17 protein-coding genes are annotated in these 16,257 nt (G+C 71.2%); 8 read left to right on the forward strand and 9 right to left on the reverse strand.

All coding sequences use genetic code 11. From position 1 onward, the window contains the following. Positions 1 to 630 (reverse strand): DUF2510 domain-containing protein (locus CCS38_RS08050; protein ID WP_223732503.1); only part of this gene is annotated, 630 nt, incomplete at its 3' end. A gap of 255 nt (positions 631 to 885) precedes the next feature. Here CCS38_RS08050 and CCS38_RS08055 point away from each other — a divergent pair. Continuing rightward, positions 886 to 1,362, forward strand: coding sequence for an SsgA family sporulation/cell division regulator (locus CCS38_RS08055; RefSeq protein ID WP_030250286.1), 477 nt, complete (start codon positions 886 to 888; stop codon positions 1,360 to 1,362). Positions 1,363 to 1,426: 64 nt separating this feature from the next. Then, the gene (locus CCS38_RS08060; RefSeq protein ID WP_223732504.1) at positions 1,427 to 1,777 is read left to right on the forward strand and encodes a tetratricopeptide repeat protein; all 351 of its coding nucleotides are present in this window, start codon (positions 1,427 to 1,429) and stop codon (positions 1,775 to 1,777) included. Between the two features lie 22 nt (positions 1,778 to 1,799). On the opposite strand, the gene CCS38_RS08065 is transcribed toward CCS38_RS08060, so the two are convergent. The 4 genes from CCS38_RS08065 to hppD form a co-directional block, all read right to left on the reverse strand. Continuing rightward, the gene (locus CCS38_RS08065) at positions 1,800 to 3,245 is read right to left on the reverse strand and encodes a dihydrolipoyl dehydrogenase family protein (RefSeq protein ID WP_223732505.1); all 1,446 of its coding nucleotides are present in this window, start codon (positions 3,243 to 3,245) and stop codon (positions 1,800 to 1,802) included. A gap of 99 nt (positions 3,246 to 3,344) precedes the next feature. Next, the gene (locus tag CCS38_RS08070) at positions 3,345 to 3,632 is read right to left on the reverse strand and encodes a hypothetical protein (protein ID WP_223732506.1); all 288 of its coding nucleotides are present in this window, start codon (positions 3,630 to 3,632) and stop codon (positions 3,345 to 3,347) included. A gap of 48 nt (positions 3,633 to 3,680) precedes the next feature. Then, complete coding sequence (locus tag CCS38_RS08075) at positions 3,681 to 5,045, reverse strand: FAD-binding oxidoreductase (RefSeq protein WP_223732507.1); 1,365 nt, start codon at positions 5,043 to 5,045, stop codon at positions 3,681 to 3,683. Positions 5,046 to 5,155: 110 nt separating this feature from the next. Beyond that, on the reverse strand, positions 5,156 to 6,301 hold the full coding sequence (hppD, locus tag CCS38_RS08080) for a 4-hydroxyphenylpyruvate dioxygenase (protein WP_223732508.1): 1,146 nt from the start codon (positions 6,299 to 6,301) through the stop codon (positions 5,156 to 5,158). Between the two features lie 122 nt (positions 6,302 to 6,423). Between hppD and CCS38_RS08085 the strand changes: the two genes are divergently transcribed. From CCS38_RS08085 to CCS38_RS08105, 5 genes are read left to right on the forward strand one after another with little or no spacing between them, the layout of a single operon-like run. Next, positions 6,424 to 6,891 carry an Lrp/AsnC family transcriptional regulator gene (locus CCS38_RS08085; protein WP_031063268.1) on the forward strand — a complete coding sequence of 156 codons (468 nt, stop codon included), beginning with the start codon at positions 6,424 to 6,426 and terminating at the stop codon, positions 6,889 to 6,891. 15 nt (positions 6,892 to 6,906) lie between these two features. Continuing rightward, positions 6,907 to 7,554, forward strand: coding sequence for an ABC transporter permease (locus tag CCS38_RS08090; RefSeq protein ID WP_030250305.1), 648 nt, complete (start codon positions 6,907 to 6,909; stop codon positions 7,552 to 7,554). Next, on the forward strand, positions 7,547 to 8,791 hold the full coding sequence (locus CCS38_RS08095) for an ABC transporter ATP-binding protein (protein WP_030250308.1): 1,245 nt from the start codon (positions 7,547 to 7,549) through the stop codon (positions 8,789 to 8,791). The genes CCS38_RS08090 and CCS38_RS08095 overlap by 8 nt, the downstream gene beginning before the upstream one ends. Then, a complete protein-coding gene (locus CCS38_RS08100) occupies positions 8,788 to 9,663 on the forward strand; it encodes an ABC transporter permease (protein ID WP_223732509.1) in 876 nt (291 codons plus the stop codon). Before CCS38_RS08095 ends, CCS38_RS08100 begins: the two co-directional genes overlap by 4 nt. Further along, a complete protein-coding gene (locus CCS38_RS08105; protein WP_223732510.1) occupies positions 9,663 to 10,667 on the forward strand; it encodes a glycine betaine ABC transporter substrate-binding protein in 1,005 nt (334 codons plus the stop codon). The genes CCS38_RS08100 and CCS38_RS08105 overlap by 1 nt, the downstream gene beginning before the upstream one ends. A 36-nt stretch (positions 10,668 to 10,703) precedes the next feature. On the opposite strand, the gene CCS38_RS08110 is transcribed toward CCS38_RS08105, so the two are convergent. From CCS38_RS08110 to CCS38_RS08125, 4 genes are all read right to left on the reverse strand, one after another. Then, positions 10,704 to 11,483 carry a YlbL family protein gene (locus CCS38_RS08110; protein WP_223732511.1) on the reverse strand — a complete coding sequence of 260 codons (780 nt, stop codon included), beginning with the start codon at positions 11,481 to 11,483 and terminating at the stop codon, positions 10,704 to 10,706. A gap of 23 nt (positions 11,484 to 11,506) precedes the next feature. Next, the gene (locus tag CCS38_RS08115; RefSeq protein WP_223732512.1) at positions 11,507 to 12,148 is read right to left on the reverse strand and encodes an IclR family transcriptional regulator; all 642 of its coding nucleotides are present in this window, start codon (positions 12,146 to 12,148) and stop codon (positions 11,507 to 11,509) included. A 318-nt stretch (positions 12,149 to 12,466) separates the two neighbouring features. Next, positions 12,467 to 14,242, reverse strand: coding sequence for a DEAD/DEAH box helicase (locus CCS38_RS08120; RefSeq protein WP_223732513.1), 1,776 nt, complete (start codon positions 14,240 to 14,242; stop codon positions 12,467 to 12,469). Between the two features lie 125 nt (positions 14,243 to 14,367). Continuing rightward, positions 14,368 to 15,867 carry an MFS transporter gene (locus tag CCS38_RS08125; protein ID WP_223732514.1) on the reverse strand — a complete coding sequence of 500 codons (1,500 nt, stop codon included), beginning with the start codon at positions 15,865 to 15,867 and terminating at the stop codon, positions 14,368 to 14,370. Positions 15,868 to 15,985: 118 nt separating this feature from the next. Between CCS38_RS08125 and CCS38_RS08130 the strand changes: the two genes are divergently transcribed. Next, a partial coding sequence (locus tag CCS38_RS08130; RefSeq protein ID WP_223732515.1) for an alpha/beta fold hydrolase occupies positions 15,986 to 16,257 on the forward strand: 272 nt, incomplete at its 3' end.

Below are 16,257 nucleotides of genomic sequence, written 5' to 3' on the forward strand. Positions count from 1 at the left end.
GGGGCCCACCGCGCGGATGGCCATGGTGCCGTCCTTGGGAACTTCGGCGGCGCCATCCGGGCGCGGACGCTCCTGACCGGAACCTTCCTGCGCGTCGCCCCACGGCTGGGCCTCGGCCGGTGCGCCCGGCGCCGCGCCCTCGCGCTGCGGCGGGACCGAGCCCCAGGACACCATCTGGTCCTGCTCGCCGCCGAAGCCGGCCTGGCGGGAGGCGTCGGCCTGCCAGGAGGCGCCCGCGTCGGGGCCCGTGCCGTGCAGCCGCTGCGGGTCGTCCCACGCGGTGGCGGCGGACGAGGCGTCCACCTCGCCGCGGTCGCGCGTCGCGAGCGCGGTGCCGCCGGGGTCCTCCCCGTCGACCTGTCCGGAGTCCTCTTCCTCGTCGAAGAAGACCGGTCCGGTCTCCTCGGCGGCGGGCGGCTGCCCGGCGGCGGACGACGCTGCCGGACCCGGCTCGGCCGCGGCACCCGCCGGCGGGGCCGGCATCTCCTCGCCGTCGGCCGGCGCCGGCCGGCTGGTGCCGGGCACCCAGGAGGCGCCGTTCCAGTACCGGATGTAGCCGGGGATGGACGGATCCGGGTAGTACCCAGGCGTGGGGCTGCCGCCGGCGGATCCTGACGAAGGCGCGCTCATGTCCAAATCCCGTATCTGTGTTCAGGCCGTGGAGGGGCTGACGATGGTGGAGCTAGTGCAGTCTGCCGCAACGCAGCGACCACATCTATCAGACGGGGGGTGATCGCCGGGTATGTCCGGGCACCGGACCCCTCGGAAGGGGGTTTTGAAAAAAGTTGTACGAAGTCGCGTAATGGTCCGGGAGCTACGGCCTCTATCCCTGTGCGGGCGGTTGTTCACGGGGTGCCCGCACCGGAACGTAGAGAGGCGTGACTCATGCACACCGTGGTGGAACGAGAGCTGGAACTGGGTCTGGTGCTGTCGCCGGAGCGCAGCGTCGCGGTGCCGGCCCGGCTGACCTACCGTACCGACGACCCCTATGCCGTCCACGTCGCCTTCCACATCGGCTCCGACTCCCCCGTCAACTGGACGTTCGCCCGCGAGTTGCTCGTGGAGGGCGTCTTCCGGCCGTGCGGCCACGGGGACGTGCGGGTGTGGCCGACCAAGCTCGACGGGCGCAGCCTGGTCTGCATGGCGCTGAGCTCGCCGGACGGCGACGCGCTGCTGGAGGCGCCGGCCACCGCGGTCTCGGCGTGGCTGGAGCGCACGCTGCGGCTGGTGCCGCCGGGCACCGAGGAGGACCACCTCGGTATCGACAAAGGGCTGAGCGAGCTGCTGGCGCCGGCCGCGCGCGACGAGCTGTGGCTGCGCGACCCGTGGCCGTCGGACGAGTCGCCGGAGAGCGGCGCGTAGTACGTGCGGAGCCACCCCGGCAACATAGTGGAATGTTCAACCACTCCCGTGCGTTGCCGACACCATGACCGAGACGTACTACACGCACGGCTCCCCCGCCGAGCGCTGGGACCGTGCGGGCCTCTTCTTCGACGCCAAGGACTACACGACCGCGGCGCAGATCCTCGAGGGCCTCGTCGACGAGGTGCCCGAGCTGGTCGCGCCGCGGCTGCTCCTCGCCCGTGCCTACTACCACTCCGCGCGACTCTGGCGCGCGGAGGCGGAGCTGCGCGCGGTCCTGGAACGGGACCCCGTCGAGAGCTACGCCCAGCTGATGCTCGGGCGTACTCTCCAGCGCCAGGGCCGCGACGCCGAGGCCGCGCCCTACCTGCGGATCGCCGCCGCGATGACGGGCGAGGACCCGGACGCCGTCTGACCGCGCCCCCTCTACGGGGCACTCAGCCCCGGTACGTCTCCAGCAGCCGCAGCCACACCTCGCTGATCGTCGGATAGGCGGGGACGGCGTGCCAGAGGCGGGAGACGGGGACCTCGCCTGCCACCGCGACCGTCGCGGAGTGCAGCAGCTCGCCGATGCCCGGGCCGACGAAGGTGGCGCCGAGCAGCACCTCGCGGTCCAGGTCGACGACCATCCGGGCGCGGCCGCGGTACCCGTCCGCGTACAGGCTCGCGCCCGCCACGCCGCCCAGGTCGACGTCGACGCTGCGGACGCGGTGGCCCGCGCGCTCGGCCTCCTCCGCGGTCAGCCCGACCGAGGCCGCCTCGGGGTCGGTGAAGACCACCTGCGGGACGGCGGCGGTGTCGGCGGTCGCGGCGTGCGCGCCCCAGGGGTCGGTCTCCAGGAGGGGTACGCCCTGGGCGCGCGCCGCGATGGCCGCGCCCGCGATCCGGGCCTGGTACTTGCCCTGGTGGGTGAGGAGGGCGCGGTGATTGACGTCCCCGACCGCGTACAGCCAGCCCCCGTCGACCGCCGTCACGCGGCAGCTGTCGTCCACCTCCAGCCAGCTGCCCGGCTCCAGGCCCACCGTCTCCAGGCCGAGATCGTCGGTGCGCGGCGCACGTCCCGTGGCGAAGAGCACCTCGTCCGCCTCGATCCGGTCGCCGCCGCTGGTGGTGAGGGTGACCGGGCCGTCCGGGGCGGGGCGGTGCACCTCCTCGACGGAGGTGCCCATGCGGATGTCGGCGCCGCCCTCCTTCAGGGCCTCTGCCACCAGCTCACCGGCGAACGCTTCCATCCGCTCCAGCAGGCCGGAGCCCCGTACGAGCATCGTGACCCGGGAGCCCAGCGCCTGGAAGGCGGTCGCCATCTCCACGGCGACCACGCCGCCGCCGACCACCGCGAGGCGCTCCGGCACCGACTGCGCGCTGGTCGCCTCGCGGCTGGTCCAGGGCTTGGCGGTGTCCAGGCCCGGCAGCCCGGGGAGCGCCGCGCGGCTGCCCGTGCAGACCGCGACGGCCTGCCGGGCGGTGAGTTCGACGCCATCATCGACGATCACCCGTTTGGGCCCGGCCAGCCGGCCCCGGCCGCGCACGAGGTCGATGCCGGCCGAGTCCAGCCACTCGACCTGGCCGTCGTCCTTCCAGTGCGAGGTGAAGGCGTTGCGATGGGCGAACACGGCGCGGGCGTCGAGCGGCCCGGCCACCGCGTCCTGCAGGCCGGGCACCCGGCGAGCGTCGGCGCGCGCGGTGACCGGCCGCAGCAGCGCCTTGGACGGCATGCACGCCCAGTACGAGCATTCGCCGCCGACCAGCTCGTTCTCCACGATGACGGCGCTCAGGCCGAGGGCGTGCGCGCGGTCGGCGACGTTCTCCCCGACCGGGCCCGCGCCCAGCACCACGACGTCGTACTCCCTGCTCTTCGCTGCGGGTTCTGCGGTCTGTGCCATCGGCGCTCTCGCTCCCTGCGTCGGGCTTTCCGGCGATGGACGGTCGTCGGGCCCATCCTCCGCCCGCGGGCCCGCCGGGGCCACAGGGCGACCGGGCGGTCAGCGTATTCGCGCCTCGACCGCCTGCTTGGCCTCGGCCAGCCCGGCGCCCGTCAGCTGTCGGTACCGCTTGATCGCCTCGACCTTGCGGTCACGGCGGAGCAGCTCGTCCACCTCGGCCATCCCGGGCCGCTCGTCGGCGATGCCGTGGTGGTCGAGCAGCAGGTCCAGCTTGCGGTCGAGCTCGCGCAGCCGGCGCTCCAGCCTCCGGTGCCGGCCGTCCGGCAGGGAGATGGCGAGAACGAAGACGAGGATGACGAGGGCCACCCATGACAGTGCGGAGTCCATGACTGGACTGTAGAGCCTGCCACTGACAGTGCCGCCGAGCGGCCGTCGTCAGAAGACCTTCCCGGGGTTCAACAGCCCGAGCGGGTCGAAGACCTGCTTGATGCCGCGGTGCAATTCCAGTGAGACCGGGCCCAGTTCGCGGGCCAGCCAGTCCTTCTTCAGTATGCCGACGCCGTGTTCGCCGGTGATCGTGCCGCCCAGCTCCAGGCCGAGCCCCATGATCTCGTCGAAGGACTCGCGGGCCCGCCGGGATTCGTCGGGGTCGGCCGCGTCGAAGCAGACGGTGGGGTGGGTGTTGCCGTCGCCCGCGTGCGCGCAGACGCCGATGGTGAGGTCGTACTTCTCGGCGATGGCGGCGCAGCCGTTGAGCAGGTCGGCGAGGCGGGAGCGGGGTACGCAGACGTCGTCGATCATGGTGGCCGTCTTCACCGCTTCGAGCGCGGTGAGGGTGAGCCGGCGGGCCTGGAGCAGCAGATCGGACTCGGCGGCGGTCTCGGCGGGGACGACCTCGGTGGCGCCCGCGGCCTCGCACAGCGCGCCGACGGCGGCCAGGTCGGCGGACGGGTCCGGGCTGTCGAAGGCCGCGAGCAGCAGCGCCTCGGTGGAGTCCGGCAGGCCCATGTTGGCCATCGCGTTGACCGCGCGGATGCTCGTACGGTCCATCAGCTCCAGCAGCGAGGGGGCGTGGCCGCGGGCCATGATCTCGCAGACGGCCGCGCACGCGGCGTCCGTGGAGGGGAACTCCGCCGCCAGCGCGAGCTGCTGCGGCGGCTCGGGCCGCAGTCCGAGGACGGCGCGCACGACGACGCCGAGGCTGCCCTCGGAGCCGACGAAGAGCCGGGTGAGGTCGTAGCCGGCCACGCCCTTGGCGGTGCGCCGGCCGGTCTGCAGCAGCCGGCCGTCGGCGAGCACCACGTCCAGGCCGAGCACGTACTCGGCGGTGACGCCGTACTTCACGCAGCACAGGCCGCCGGACGCGGTGCCGATGTTGCCGCCGATGGAGCACATCTCCCAGCTGGAGGGGTCCGGCGGGTAGTACAGGCCGTGCTCGTTCACGGCCCGGGAGAGGGTGGCGTTGATGACGCCGGGCTCGACGACCGCGATCCGGTCGACGGGATTGATCTCCAGGATCCGGTCCATCTTGATGAGCGAGAGGACGATGCAGCCGTCGGAGGCGTTGGCGGCGCCCGACAGGCCGGTGCGGGAGCCCTGCGGAACGACGGGTACGCGCAGCTCGGTGGCGGTGCGCATGACGTGCTGGACCTGCTCGACGGTGCGCGGCAGGACGACGACGGCGGGAGTGCCGGCTTCGCAGAAGCTGGCCATGTCGTTGGCGTAGGAACCGGTGACGTCGGGGTCGGTGAGGACCGCCTCTTCGGGGAGTCCGGCGCGCAGCTGTGCGATGAGATCCATGGCGTCAGCCTTGCATCTATCTTGCATACACGGAAGATTGTGGAAGTGACTTTCCGCCGTGCGACGCGTTCCGCCGGGCCCGGGCGGAACACCCGGGCCCGGCTGGGCGGTTACAGATTCCCGCGCTTCTCCTGCTCGCGCTCGATCGCCTCGAAGAGGGCCTTGAAGTTGCCCTTGCCGAAGCCCATCGAGCCGTGCCGCTCGATCATCTCGAAGAAGACGGTCGGGCGGTCCTGGACCGGCTTGGTGAAGATCTGGAGCAGGTACCCGTCCTCGTCACGGTCGACGAGGATCTTCAGCTCGCGGAGCGTCTCGACGGGGACGCGGGTCTCGCCCGCCCACTCGCCGAGCGTGTCGTAGTACGAGTCGGGGGTGTTCAGGAACTCCACGCCGGCCGCACGCATCGCACGCACCGTGGCGACGATGTCGTTGGTGGCGAGCGCGATGTGCTGGACGCCGGCGCCGCCGTAGAACTCCAGGTACTCGTCGATCTGCGACTTCTTCTTCGCGATCGCGGGCTCGTTGATCGGGAACTTGACCTTGCGGGTGCCGTCCGCGACGACCTTGGACATCAGCGCGGAGTACTCGGTGGCGATGTCGTCGCCGACGAACTCCTTCATGTTCGTGAAGCCCATGACCTTGTTGTAGAAGGCCACCCACTCGTTCATCTTCCCGAGCTCGACGTTGCCGACGCAGTGGTCGATCGCCTGGAAGAAACGTTTGCTCGGCGGCTCGACGATCGGGTCGGCCGCGACGAAGCCCGGCAGATACGGACCGTCGTAGCCGGAGCGCTCCACGAGGGTGTGCCGGGTGTTGCCGTACGTCGCGATGACCGCGCGCACGACCGTGCCGTGCTCGTCCTTGGCGTCGTACGGCTCCTCGATGCCGCGCGCGCCGTGCTCGACCGCGTAGGCGTACGCGGCGCGGGCGTCGGGGACCTCGATGGCCAGGTCGATCACGCCGTCACCGTGCGCGGCGACGTGGTCGGCGAGGAAGCGGCCCCACTCGGTCGTGGGCTTGATGACGGAGGTGAAGACGAAGCGGGCGCCGCCGGACTCCAGGACGTAGGAGGCGGTCTCGCGGCTGCCGTTCTCCGGGCCTGAGTACGCGACGCGCTTCATGCCGAAGGCCGTGGAGTAGTAGTGCGCGGCCTGCTTGGCGTTGCCGACGGCGAAGACGACGGCGTCCATCCCCTTCACCGGGAAGGGGTCCGCCTGCGCTGCCGTACCGGGTGAATGATCGATGGTCTCAGTCATGGCGGCAGATTCCCTCCGAACCACAAGGTGCGCAACAGTTTGCGTTTCGTCTGCGCATATTGATCAGCGACCGGCCAGTACTCTCGGGCGATCTGTACAGCATGACCATCGGAAGGGGCTTTATGGCGATCGATCATCTGGACGGCCGGCTGATCCAGCTGCTCGCGGAGGAGCCGCGGATCGGCGTACTGGAGGCGTCGCGGCGGCTCGGCGTCGCGCGCGGCACGGTGCAGGCGCGACTGGACCGGCTTCAGTCCAATGGAGTGATCCGCGGATTCGGTCCTGACGTGGATCCGGCGGCACTGGGTTACCCGGTGACCGCTTTCGCCACCTTGGAGATCAAACAGGGCCAAGGGGCGGACGTTCGTAACCATTTGGCAACCGTCCCTGAGGTCCTTGAGCTGCATACAACGACTGGACATGGGGACATGCTCTGCAGATTGGTTGCACGTTCCAACGCCGATCTGCAACGTGTCATCGACCGGGTTGTCGGCTTTGATGGCATCATGCGGGCCTCGACCGCGATTGTCATGGAAAATCCGGTTCGGCTGCGCATCATCCCCCTGGTGCAACAGGCGTCGGGGGACTGACCGAGGAGACGCCGAGTGAGCTTCTGGGAGTACGTCGCCGGCCGGCACACCCAGCTGCTGATCGACACGTATCAGCACGCCAGCGCGGTGTTCCAGTGCATGGTCCTCGCCACCCTCATCGGGGTGCTCATCGGCGTCCTCACCTACCGCAGCGAGTGGGTGGGCAACCTCGCCACCACCGCGACCGCGACGATCCTGACCATCCCCTCGCTGGCCATGATCGGCCTGCTCATCCCCATCGTCGGCCTGGGCGTCGCGCCCACGGTCGTCGCCCTCACCCTGTACGGGCTGCTGCCGATCGTCCGTAACGCCGTCGTCGGCCTGCGCGGGGTGGACCCCACGCTGGTCGACGCGGCGAAGGGCATCGGCATGTCCCGGGCCGCCCGGCTGTTCAAGGTCGAACTGCCGCTCGCCTGGCCGCCCATCCTGACCGGCATCCGGGTCGCCACCCAGATGCTGATGGGCATCGCCGCGATCGCCGCGTTCGCCTCCGGCCCCGGCCTCGGCAACGAGATCTTCCGCGGCATCGCCTCCCTGGGCAGCGCCAACGCGCTGAACCAGGTCCTCGCGGGGACCCTCGGCATCGTGGTACTCGCGCTCCTCTTCGACGCCGCCTACGTCCTCATCGGACGCCTCACCATCCCCAGGGGGATCCGTGCCTGAGCAGACCACAACGGGCGCCGCCATCCAGCTGGAAGACCTCACCAAGCGCTATCCGGGCAGTGCGGTCCCGGCGGTGGACGACGTCACCATGGACATCAAGGCCGGCGAGATCGTGATCCTCGTCGGGCCCTCCGGGTGCGGCAAGTCCACCACCCTGAAGATGATCAACCGGCTGATCGAGCCCACCTCGGGCCGCATCAGGATCGGCGACGAGGACGTCACCGACATGGACCCGGTCCGGCTGCGCCGGAAGGTCGGCTACGCCATCCAGTCCTCCGGCCTCTTCCCGCACATGACGGTCGCCCAGAACATCGCACTGGTACCGAAGATGGTCGGCTGGTCCCGGGCGAAGATCAAGAACCGGGTCGAGGAGATGCTGGACCTGGTCGGCCTGGACCCCCGCGAGTTCCACGGCCGCTATCCGCGCCAGCTCTCCGGCGGCCAGCAGCAGCGCGTCGGCGTGGCCCGCGCGCTCGCCGCCGACCCGCCCGTACTCCTGATGGACGAGCCGTTCGGCGCGGTCGACCCGATCACCCGCGACCACCTCCAGGACGAGCTGATCCGGCTCCAGCACGAGCTGCACAAGACGATCGTCTTCGTCACCCACGACTTCGACGAGGCCATCAAGCTCGGCGACCGGATCGCCGTACTGCGCGAGCGCTCGCACATCGCCCAGTTCGACACCCCCGAGGCCATCCTCACCAACCCCACCGACGACTTCGTGTCCGGCTTCGTGGGCGCGGGCGCTGCCCTGAAGCGGCTGAACCTCACCCGCGTCCGCGACGTGGAGATCGTCGACTTCCCCACCGCCACCATCGAGGACCCGCTGCAGTCCATCTTCGACAAGCTGCGCGACGGCGCCAGCAACGAACTGCTGCTGCTGGACCGGCACAACCGGCCGTACAAGTGGCTGCGCCGCGGCGACCTCACGCTCGCCAAGGGCTCGCTCGCCCGGGCCGGCACGCTGGTGCACGACACGGTCACCCGGGACGCCACGCTGCGGGACGCGCTGGAGGCGGTACTCACCGACAACACCGGCCGGGTCGCGGTCACCGGACGGCGCGGCGAGTACACCGGCGTCGTCGACATGGAGACGCTGATGAACAACGTCCACGAGCTGCTGGACGCCGACCGGCTGGACGCCATCGAGCACCGGCACGAGCTGGAGGAGCAGCGCGCCCACCAGACCCACCGGGAGCAGGAGGGCACCGACAGCGCCCACGGGGCCTCGGCATGAGCCGCCGCGAGGAGCGGACCCCGCGGGACACCCGGCCGCCGGGCGAGCACGAGGTCATGGGGCTGGCCTTCCGGGACGAGGTGCGCGGCGGCGAGCGCGACGAGGAGCCGCCGGCGCCGCCCGCACAGGAGCAGCGCCGGATCACCTGGCAGAAGGCCACCTTCCTGCCGTTCGTCCTGCTCGCCGCGCTGCTCGCCACCTGGCTGTGGTTCCGCGGCGCGCACCTGGACTCCATCGCCCACCAGGCCGTCGACGACGGCAAGGTGTGGCTGGCGCTGCGGCAGCACATCTGGCTGACCGCGGTCTCCACCTTCTTCGTACTGATCATCGCGATCCCGCTGGGCATCGCGCTGACCCGGGCGAAGCTGCGCAGGGCCACCCCGGCGGCGATGGCGCTGGCCAACCTCGGCCAGGCCGTCCCGGCACTGGGTCTGCTGGTGCTGCTGGTCATCTGGCTCGGCGTCGGCCCCAGGGCCGCGATCATCGGCATGATCATCTATGCCGTGCTGCCCGTCCTGGCCAACACCATCGCCGGGCTGCAGGCCATCGACCCCACCCTCACCGAGGCGGCCCGGGGCGTCGGCATGTCGCCGCTGGGCGTGCTCACCAAGGTCGAACTGCCGCTGGCGGTACCGCTGATCCTGGCCGGCATCCGCAACGCGCTGGTACTGAACGTGGGCACCGCCACCCTCGCCACGTTCGGCGGCGGCGGGGGCCTGGGCGACCTGATCTCGGCCGGCATCGTCACCCAGCGCATGCCGGTGCTCGTCCTGGGTTCCGTACTGACCATTGCACTGGCCCTGCTGGTCGACTGGCTGGCATCGCTCGTCGAACTGCTGCTGCGGCCGCGCGGCCTGGAGGGGACGGCCTGATGGGGAACCGGCGTACGTACCGGAGCACCGCTCTCGCGGCGGCCGGGGCGCTCCTCGCGGCGCTCGCGCTGGGCGGCTGCGGCCTGGTCAGCGGCAGCCCGATGACGGACGAGGTCAGGCCCGGCAAGGACGCGGGCTACGAGGGGCAGCCGCTGAAGGGCGCGCAGCTGACCGTGACCTCGAAGGAGTTCACCGAGCAGATCGTGCTCGGCCAGATCATGGGGCTGGCCCTGAAGGCGGCCGGCGCCACGGTCGTGGACAAGACCAACATCCAGGGCTCGATCGGCGCCCGCGAGGCGGTGACCTCCGGCACGGCCGACGGCAGTTACGAGTACACGGGCACGAGCTGGATCACCTACCTCGGCAACACCGAGCCCATCCCCGACGAGCGCAAGCAGTGGGAGGCGGTGGAGGCCGCCGACAAGAAGAAGAACCTGGTCTGGCTGCCGTACTCGGAGCTGAACAACACCTACGCGCTGGCGCTGAAGCCGTCCGACCAGAAGAAGTACGGCGTCTCGACCCTCTCGGACCTGGCCGGGCTGCTGAAGCGGGACCCGGACGCGGTCACGCTGTGCGTGGAGAACGAGTTCGCGACCCGTAACGACGGCCTGCCCGGCATGGTCAAGAAGTACGGCCTGAAGATCCCGTCCGGGAACATCAAGCGGATGTCGGCCGGGGTCATCTACACCCAGGTCAAGAAGGGCGGCAGCTGCACCTTCGGCGAGGTCTACACGACCGACGGGCGCATCCAGGCGATGGGCCTGAAGACGCTCGCGGACGACAAGCACTTCTTCCCGAACTACAACGCGGCGCCGCAGATGTACGCGCCGACGATGAAGAAGTACCCGGCCATCGCGGACGTGCTCGCGCCGATCACCAAGGCGCTGAACAACAAGACGGCACAGCGGCTCAACGGCAAGGTCGACGTGGACGGCGAGGACCCGCACGAGGTCGCGAAGGACTGGCTGGTGCAGGAGGGGTTCATCAAGGAGGGGACGGGCTGAGCCCTGCGGCGGTACGAGGTGCCCGGCACCGCGCTGTCAGCAGCTGGGCACCTTGCCGCCGGAGTTCAGCGCCTTCAGCGCGTCGACCGTGCCGGTCAGCGTGGTGACCGGGATCAGCCGCATGTCCTTCGCGAGGTTGGCGCGGGCGTCGGAGCACTCGGCGCGCGGCACGAGGAAGTACTTCGCGCCCTCACGGTGCGCGGCCTGCGTCTTCAGCGCCACGCCGCCGACCGGGCCGACCTTGCCGTCGGCGGTGATCGTGCCGGTACCGGCGATGGACCGGCCGCCGGTCAGGTCGTGGCCCGCGCCGTCCCCGTCGATCGTGTCGATGATCCCCAGCGTGAACATCAGGCCGGCGCTCGGGCCGCCCACGTCCGCCAGCTTCAGGTCGACCTGTACGTCCTTCGGGGAGCGGTGCAGATAGCGCAGGGCCGCCTCGACCGCGTCGTCCTGCGACTGCTTCATCTGCGCGGCGTTGTGCTTCGCGACCTCTTCGGTGCTGTCGCCGACCGGGTAGACCGCGTCGCGCGGCATCACGGCCTCGTCGCGGCGGAACCAGCCCTTGAGCAGGTCCGTCACGTGCGCCGAGACCTGGGGGCCGGTGGCGACGATGGCCGTCATCCGCAGCTCGCCGCTGGTCTTCCGGGCCTTGGCGCCGTGCACGGTGATGACCGGCTCGCCCTTGTGCTTGCCGAGCACGTTCGCGGCCGGCCCCGGGTAGGCGATCGAGAACGGCAGCGGCACGAAGGCGGCGACGGCGAGGAGCGCGATGACGAGGGCGGAGCAGACTGCCAGGGCGCGGGCGCGAGAGGACACCCCGCCACCCTAGATGACCACCGTCATCGCAGCGCCTCCGCCACCTCCTTGGCCGCCTCGACCACGCGGGCGCCGACCCGCTCCGGTACGGCGTCGGCGAGGAGCACCACGCCGACGCTGCCCTCGATGCCGCTCACCCCGAGCAGCGGCGCCGCGGCGCCGCTCGCGCCGGCCTCCAGCTCGCCGTGGGTCAGCGCGAGCCCGTCGCCCTCCGTGCAGCCCTGCCGGGCGGCCAGGATGGCCCGGCCCGCGGCCCCGCGGTCCAGCGGGTGCCGGAACCCGGCGCGGTACGCCACGTGGTAATCCGTCCAGGTCGGCTCGACGACGGCGACGGCCAGCGCTTCCATACCGTCGACCAGCGTGAGGTGGGCCGTGGCACCGAGGTCCTCGGCCAGCGAGCGCAGCGCGGGCAGCGCGGCCTCGCGGACCAGGGGGTGCACCTGGCGGCCCAGGCGCAGTACGCCCAGCCCCACCCGCGCCCGGCCGCCGATGTCGCGGCGGACCAGCGCGTGCTGTTCCAGGGTGGCCAGCAGCCGGTAGACGACGGTCCTGTTGACGCCGAGCTTGTTGGAGAGCTCGGTGACGGTCAGGCCGTGATCGGTATCGGCGAGCAGCTTGAGGACACGCAGTCCTCGGTCCAGCGTCTGGGAGGTCTCCGCGGTCACGACGCCCCCTCCTCGGGTGAGTGGCGGCTCTAGGGGGAGGTCGCGCTGCCGGTCCCACGGCAGCGCTGACGAGGCCGCCGGTTCGGCACCGGCTGCGCTCCGCGGCGGCGCTGCCACGGGGCGTGTTCGTGACGGGGACAGTAGCGATCCAGTCCGGTCAGCGGAAGAGTCCGTCCAGAATCCGGTCTCAGCTGACCGCTCTATCCGCATTGGTCCCGGCGTGGACGGGCGCGGGGCGGGCCGTGAGACCGGCGTGGACGGCGCGGGGCCGGCGTGGGGGCGCCTCGATACCGAGTCGGGGGCGCCCCGCGCCGTCCGTCACCGCATCCGCGTGGCCCACTCCTGGACCTTCTTGATCCGCTCCCGGATCTGCCCGGCGGTGGCCTCCGCGCTCGGCGGGCCGCCGCACACCCGGCGCAGCTCGTTGTGGATCACCCCGTGCGGCTTGCCGCTCTGGTGCACGTACGCGCTGACCAGCGTGTTCAGCTGCTTCCGCAGCTCCAGCAGCTCCTTGTGGGTGACCACGGGGCGGCGCTCGGCAGGCAGCTCCAGCAGGTCCGCCTCCTCGGCGGGCCGCTTCTTGCTGTGCGCGATCTGCCGGGCCTGCCGCTTCTGCAGCAGCATCTGCACCTGGTCCGGCTCCAGCAGCCCGGGGATGCCGAGGTAGTCCTGCTCCTCTTCGCTCCCCGCGTGCGCCTGCATGCCGAACTCGGCGCTGTTGTAGAGGACCCGGTCGAAGACCGCGTCGGACTCCAGCGCCTCGAAGGAGAACTGCTCCTGCTCGCCGGTGTCCTCGTCCTGCTCCTTGTTCGCCTCGTCCATCTCCTTCTCGGACTCGGCGTACGGGTCTTCCTCGCTGTCCTTCTTCGGCTTGTCGAGCACGTGATCGCGCTCGACCTCCATCTCGTTCGCGAAGCCGAGCAGCATGGGCACGGTCGGCAGGAAGACCGAGGCCGTCTCGCCGCGCCGCCGGGACCGTACGAAACGGCCCACGGCCTGCGCGAAGAACAGCGGCGTGGAGATAGTCGTGGCGTACACGCCGACCGCCAGCCGCGGCACGTCGACGCCCTCCGACACCATCCGGACCGCGACCATCCACCGGTCGTCGGAGTGCGAGAAGTCGTCGATGCGCTGCGAGGCGCCGGTGTCGTCGGAGAGGACCAGCGTCGCCTTGTGCCCCGTTATCTCCCGGATCAGCTTCGCGTAGGCCCGCGCCTGCTCCTGGTCGGAGGCGATGACCAGCGCACCCGCGTCCGGGATCGACTTCCGTACCTCCGTCAGCCGCTGGTCCGCCGCCCGGAGCACGTTCGGCATCCACTCGCCGCGCGGGTCCAGCGCGGTGCGCCACGCCTGCGAGACGGCGTCCTTGGTCATCGGCTCGCCCAGCCGCGCCGCGATCTCGTCACCGGCCTTGGTCCGCCAGCGCATGTTGCCGCTGTAGGACATGAAGATGACGGGGCGGACGACGCCGTCGGCCAGCGCGTTCCCGTAGCCGTACGTGTAATCCGCCGAGCTGCGCCGGATGCCGTCGTTCCCCTCCTCGTACGTCACGAAGGGAATCGGATTGGTGTCCGACCGGAAGGGCGTACCGGTCAGCGCGAGCCGCCGCGTCGCCGGCTCGAACGCCTCCTGACATGCCTCGCCCCACGACCGGGAGTCACCGGCATGGTGGATCTCATCGAGAATCACGAGGGTCTTGCGCTGCTCGACGCGGTTGCGGTGCAGCATCGGCCGGACGCCCACGCCCGCGTACGTCACGGCGACGCCGTGGTACTCGCGGCTCAGCGGTCCCGCGCTGTACTCCGGGTCCAGCTTGATGCCCAGCCGGGCGGCCGCCTCCGCCCACTGCTTCTTCAGGTGCTCGGTGGGCGCCACCACGGTCACCTGCTGCACGACGTGGTGGTGCAGCAGCCACGAGGCGAGGGTGAGCGCGAAGGTGGTCTTGCCCGCGCCGGGGGTCGCGACCGCGAGGAAGTCCCGCGGCTGGGTCTCGATGTACTTGTCCATCGCACCCTGCTGCCAGGCGCGCAGCTTGTTCGCGGTACCCCAGGGGGCCCGTCCCGGGAAGGCCGGGGACAGGTTCTGGTTGTTCATGGCGCTGGTGGTAGTACTCACGGTCTCCGTCGGCTGGCTCGGCGATCGGCAACCGCGTCAGCGTACCCGTGCCGTCTCGCCCGTCGCGGAATTCCGGCCGGGCGGCGGAGCGGGTGCGACTCAGCTCACACCGCCGGCTCCGGTGCAGGCGGGGCAGTTGGTACGGGACGCAGCCGGGTCGCCACGTATGCGCCCACCAGCGCGACCAGGGACATCGCGGCGAATACGGCGGCGAAGGCGGCCGGATGCGCGGCGACGGACGCACCGGCGTGCGCGCCGGGTCGAGCGGTGGCGACCGCGCCGCCGCCGAAGGCGATGAAGAGGATGCCGCTGATGCCGACGAAGGTGATGTTGCCCAGCGCGTCGGAGACCTGGAGCGAGGCGGAGTTGCGGCCCGCGTCCTCGGGGCGCGACAGCTTGAGCAGCAGCACACTCCCACTCGAGATCGTCAGCCCCATCCCGAACCCGGCGATGACCCAGGCGCCCGCCACGACGGCCGCCGGGACGGTGTCGACGAGCGCCAGCGGTACGAGCGCGACGGCCAGGGCCATCAGCAGCATCCCGACGCACATCAGCCGCTCGCGGTACGGCTCCAGCCGCGGGCGGCTCTGTGTGTACGAGCCGAGCGCCCAGGTCAGCCCGCCGCCGGTGAGCGAGAGCCCGGCGAGCGTCGGGCTCAGCCCCCGCTGGGTCACCAGCATCAGCGGCACAAAGCTCTCCGCGGCGAGCAGCGCACCGGCCGCGAGCCCGCGGATGAGGACGACGGAGGGCAGCCCGCGCGCGGCCCGGAACGTGCCCTTCGGGAGCAGCCGCAGCACGGACGGTACGAGGAGGGCCAGCCCGGCGGCAGCGGGCAGCAGCGCGAGCGGCCGCAGGTCCTGCCCGGCGTACTGGAGCAGCCCGGCACCGGTGGCGACGGCGAGCGCGAGGAGGATACGGCGCCGGTCGAGCGACGCGGCGTCCTCCCCCTCCTCTCTCCGGGGCAGCTTGCGCAGCGCCGGGAGCATCACAGCGACCGGCAGCAGCACCAGCACGGGTATCGACAGAAAAACCCAGCGCCACCCCGCATGCTCGGTGACCGTCCCCGAGACCACCGGCCCGACGATCACCGGCAGCACCCAGGCCGCCGAGAACGATGCGAGCACGGCCGGCCGCAGCCGCTCCGGATACGCCCGGCTCACGACCACGTACAACGCGACGATCACCAGCCCGCCGCCCAGCCCCTGCACCGCGCGCCCCGCGACGAACGTCCACATCGTCGGCGCGGCCCCCGCCAGCACCAGCCCGCCCCCGAAGGTGAAGATGCCGCTGAACAGCGGCGCGAGCGGCCCGTTCCGGTCGCACCAGGCACCCGACAGCGCCATCGAGAACAGACTCGCCGTGAAGTACGCGGAGAAGGCGAACGCGTACAGCTCGATTCCGTCCAGCGCCCGCGCGGCCACCGGCATCGCCGTGTTCACCGCACTCGCCTCGAACGCGATCAGCGAGACGACGGAGATGATGCCGAGGGTGAGGGCCCGGTACGTACGCCCGAGCACGCCGCCCCCGACGGGCGCGGAGTCCGACGGCACATCCGGGGCGGCGGCATCGGCTACATCACTGTCGCACGGCTCGATGGTGGTCATCCCGCCACAGTAAGGGCCGCCGAATACCTACGCCCCTGTCATTAGTCCGAATTCCGCCTCCCCCGCTGGACCTACGCCACACCGGTACGGAATGCCCGATCCGGGCACACTTCCCTCCATGCCTCACTACCGCTCGTACGACGGCACCGAACTGCACTACCGCGTGCTCCGCCCCGAGGAGTCCGAGTCCGGGCTCCCGCCCCTGATCTGCCTGGCCGGCGGCCCGGCGCGGGACGCCGAATACCTCGGCTCCCTGGGCGGCCTCGACGCCACTCGCCGACTGATCCTCCCGGACAGCCGCGGCACCGGTGACTCCCCGCCCGCCGAGGACCCCGCCGCGTACGCCTTCCCCCGCCTCGCTGAGGACCTGGAGGCACTCCGCACCCACCT

Source organism: Streptomyces purpurogeneiscleroticus, assembly GCF_020024005.1.
GTDB classification, from domain to species: Bacteria; Actinomycetota; Actinomycetes; order Streptomycetales; family Streptomycetaceae; genus Streptomyces; species Streptomyces purpurogeneiscleroticus.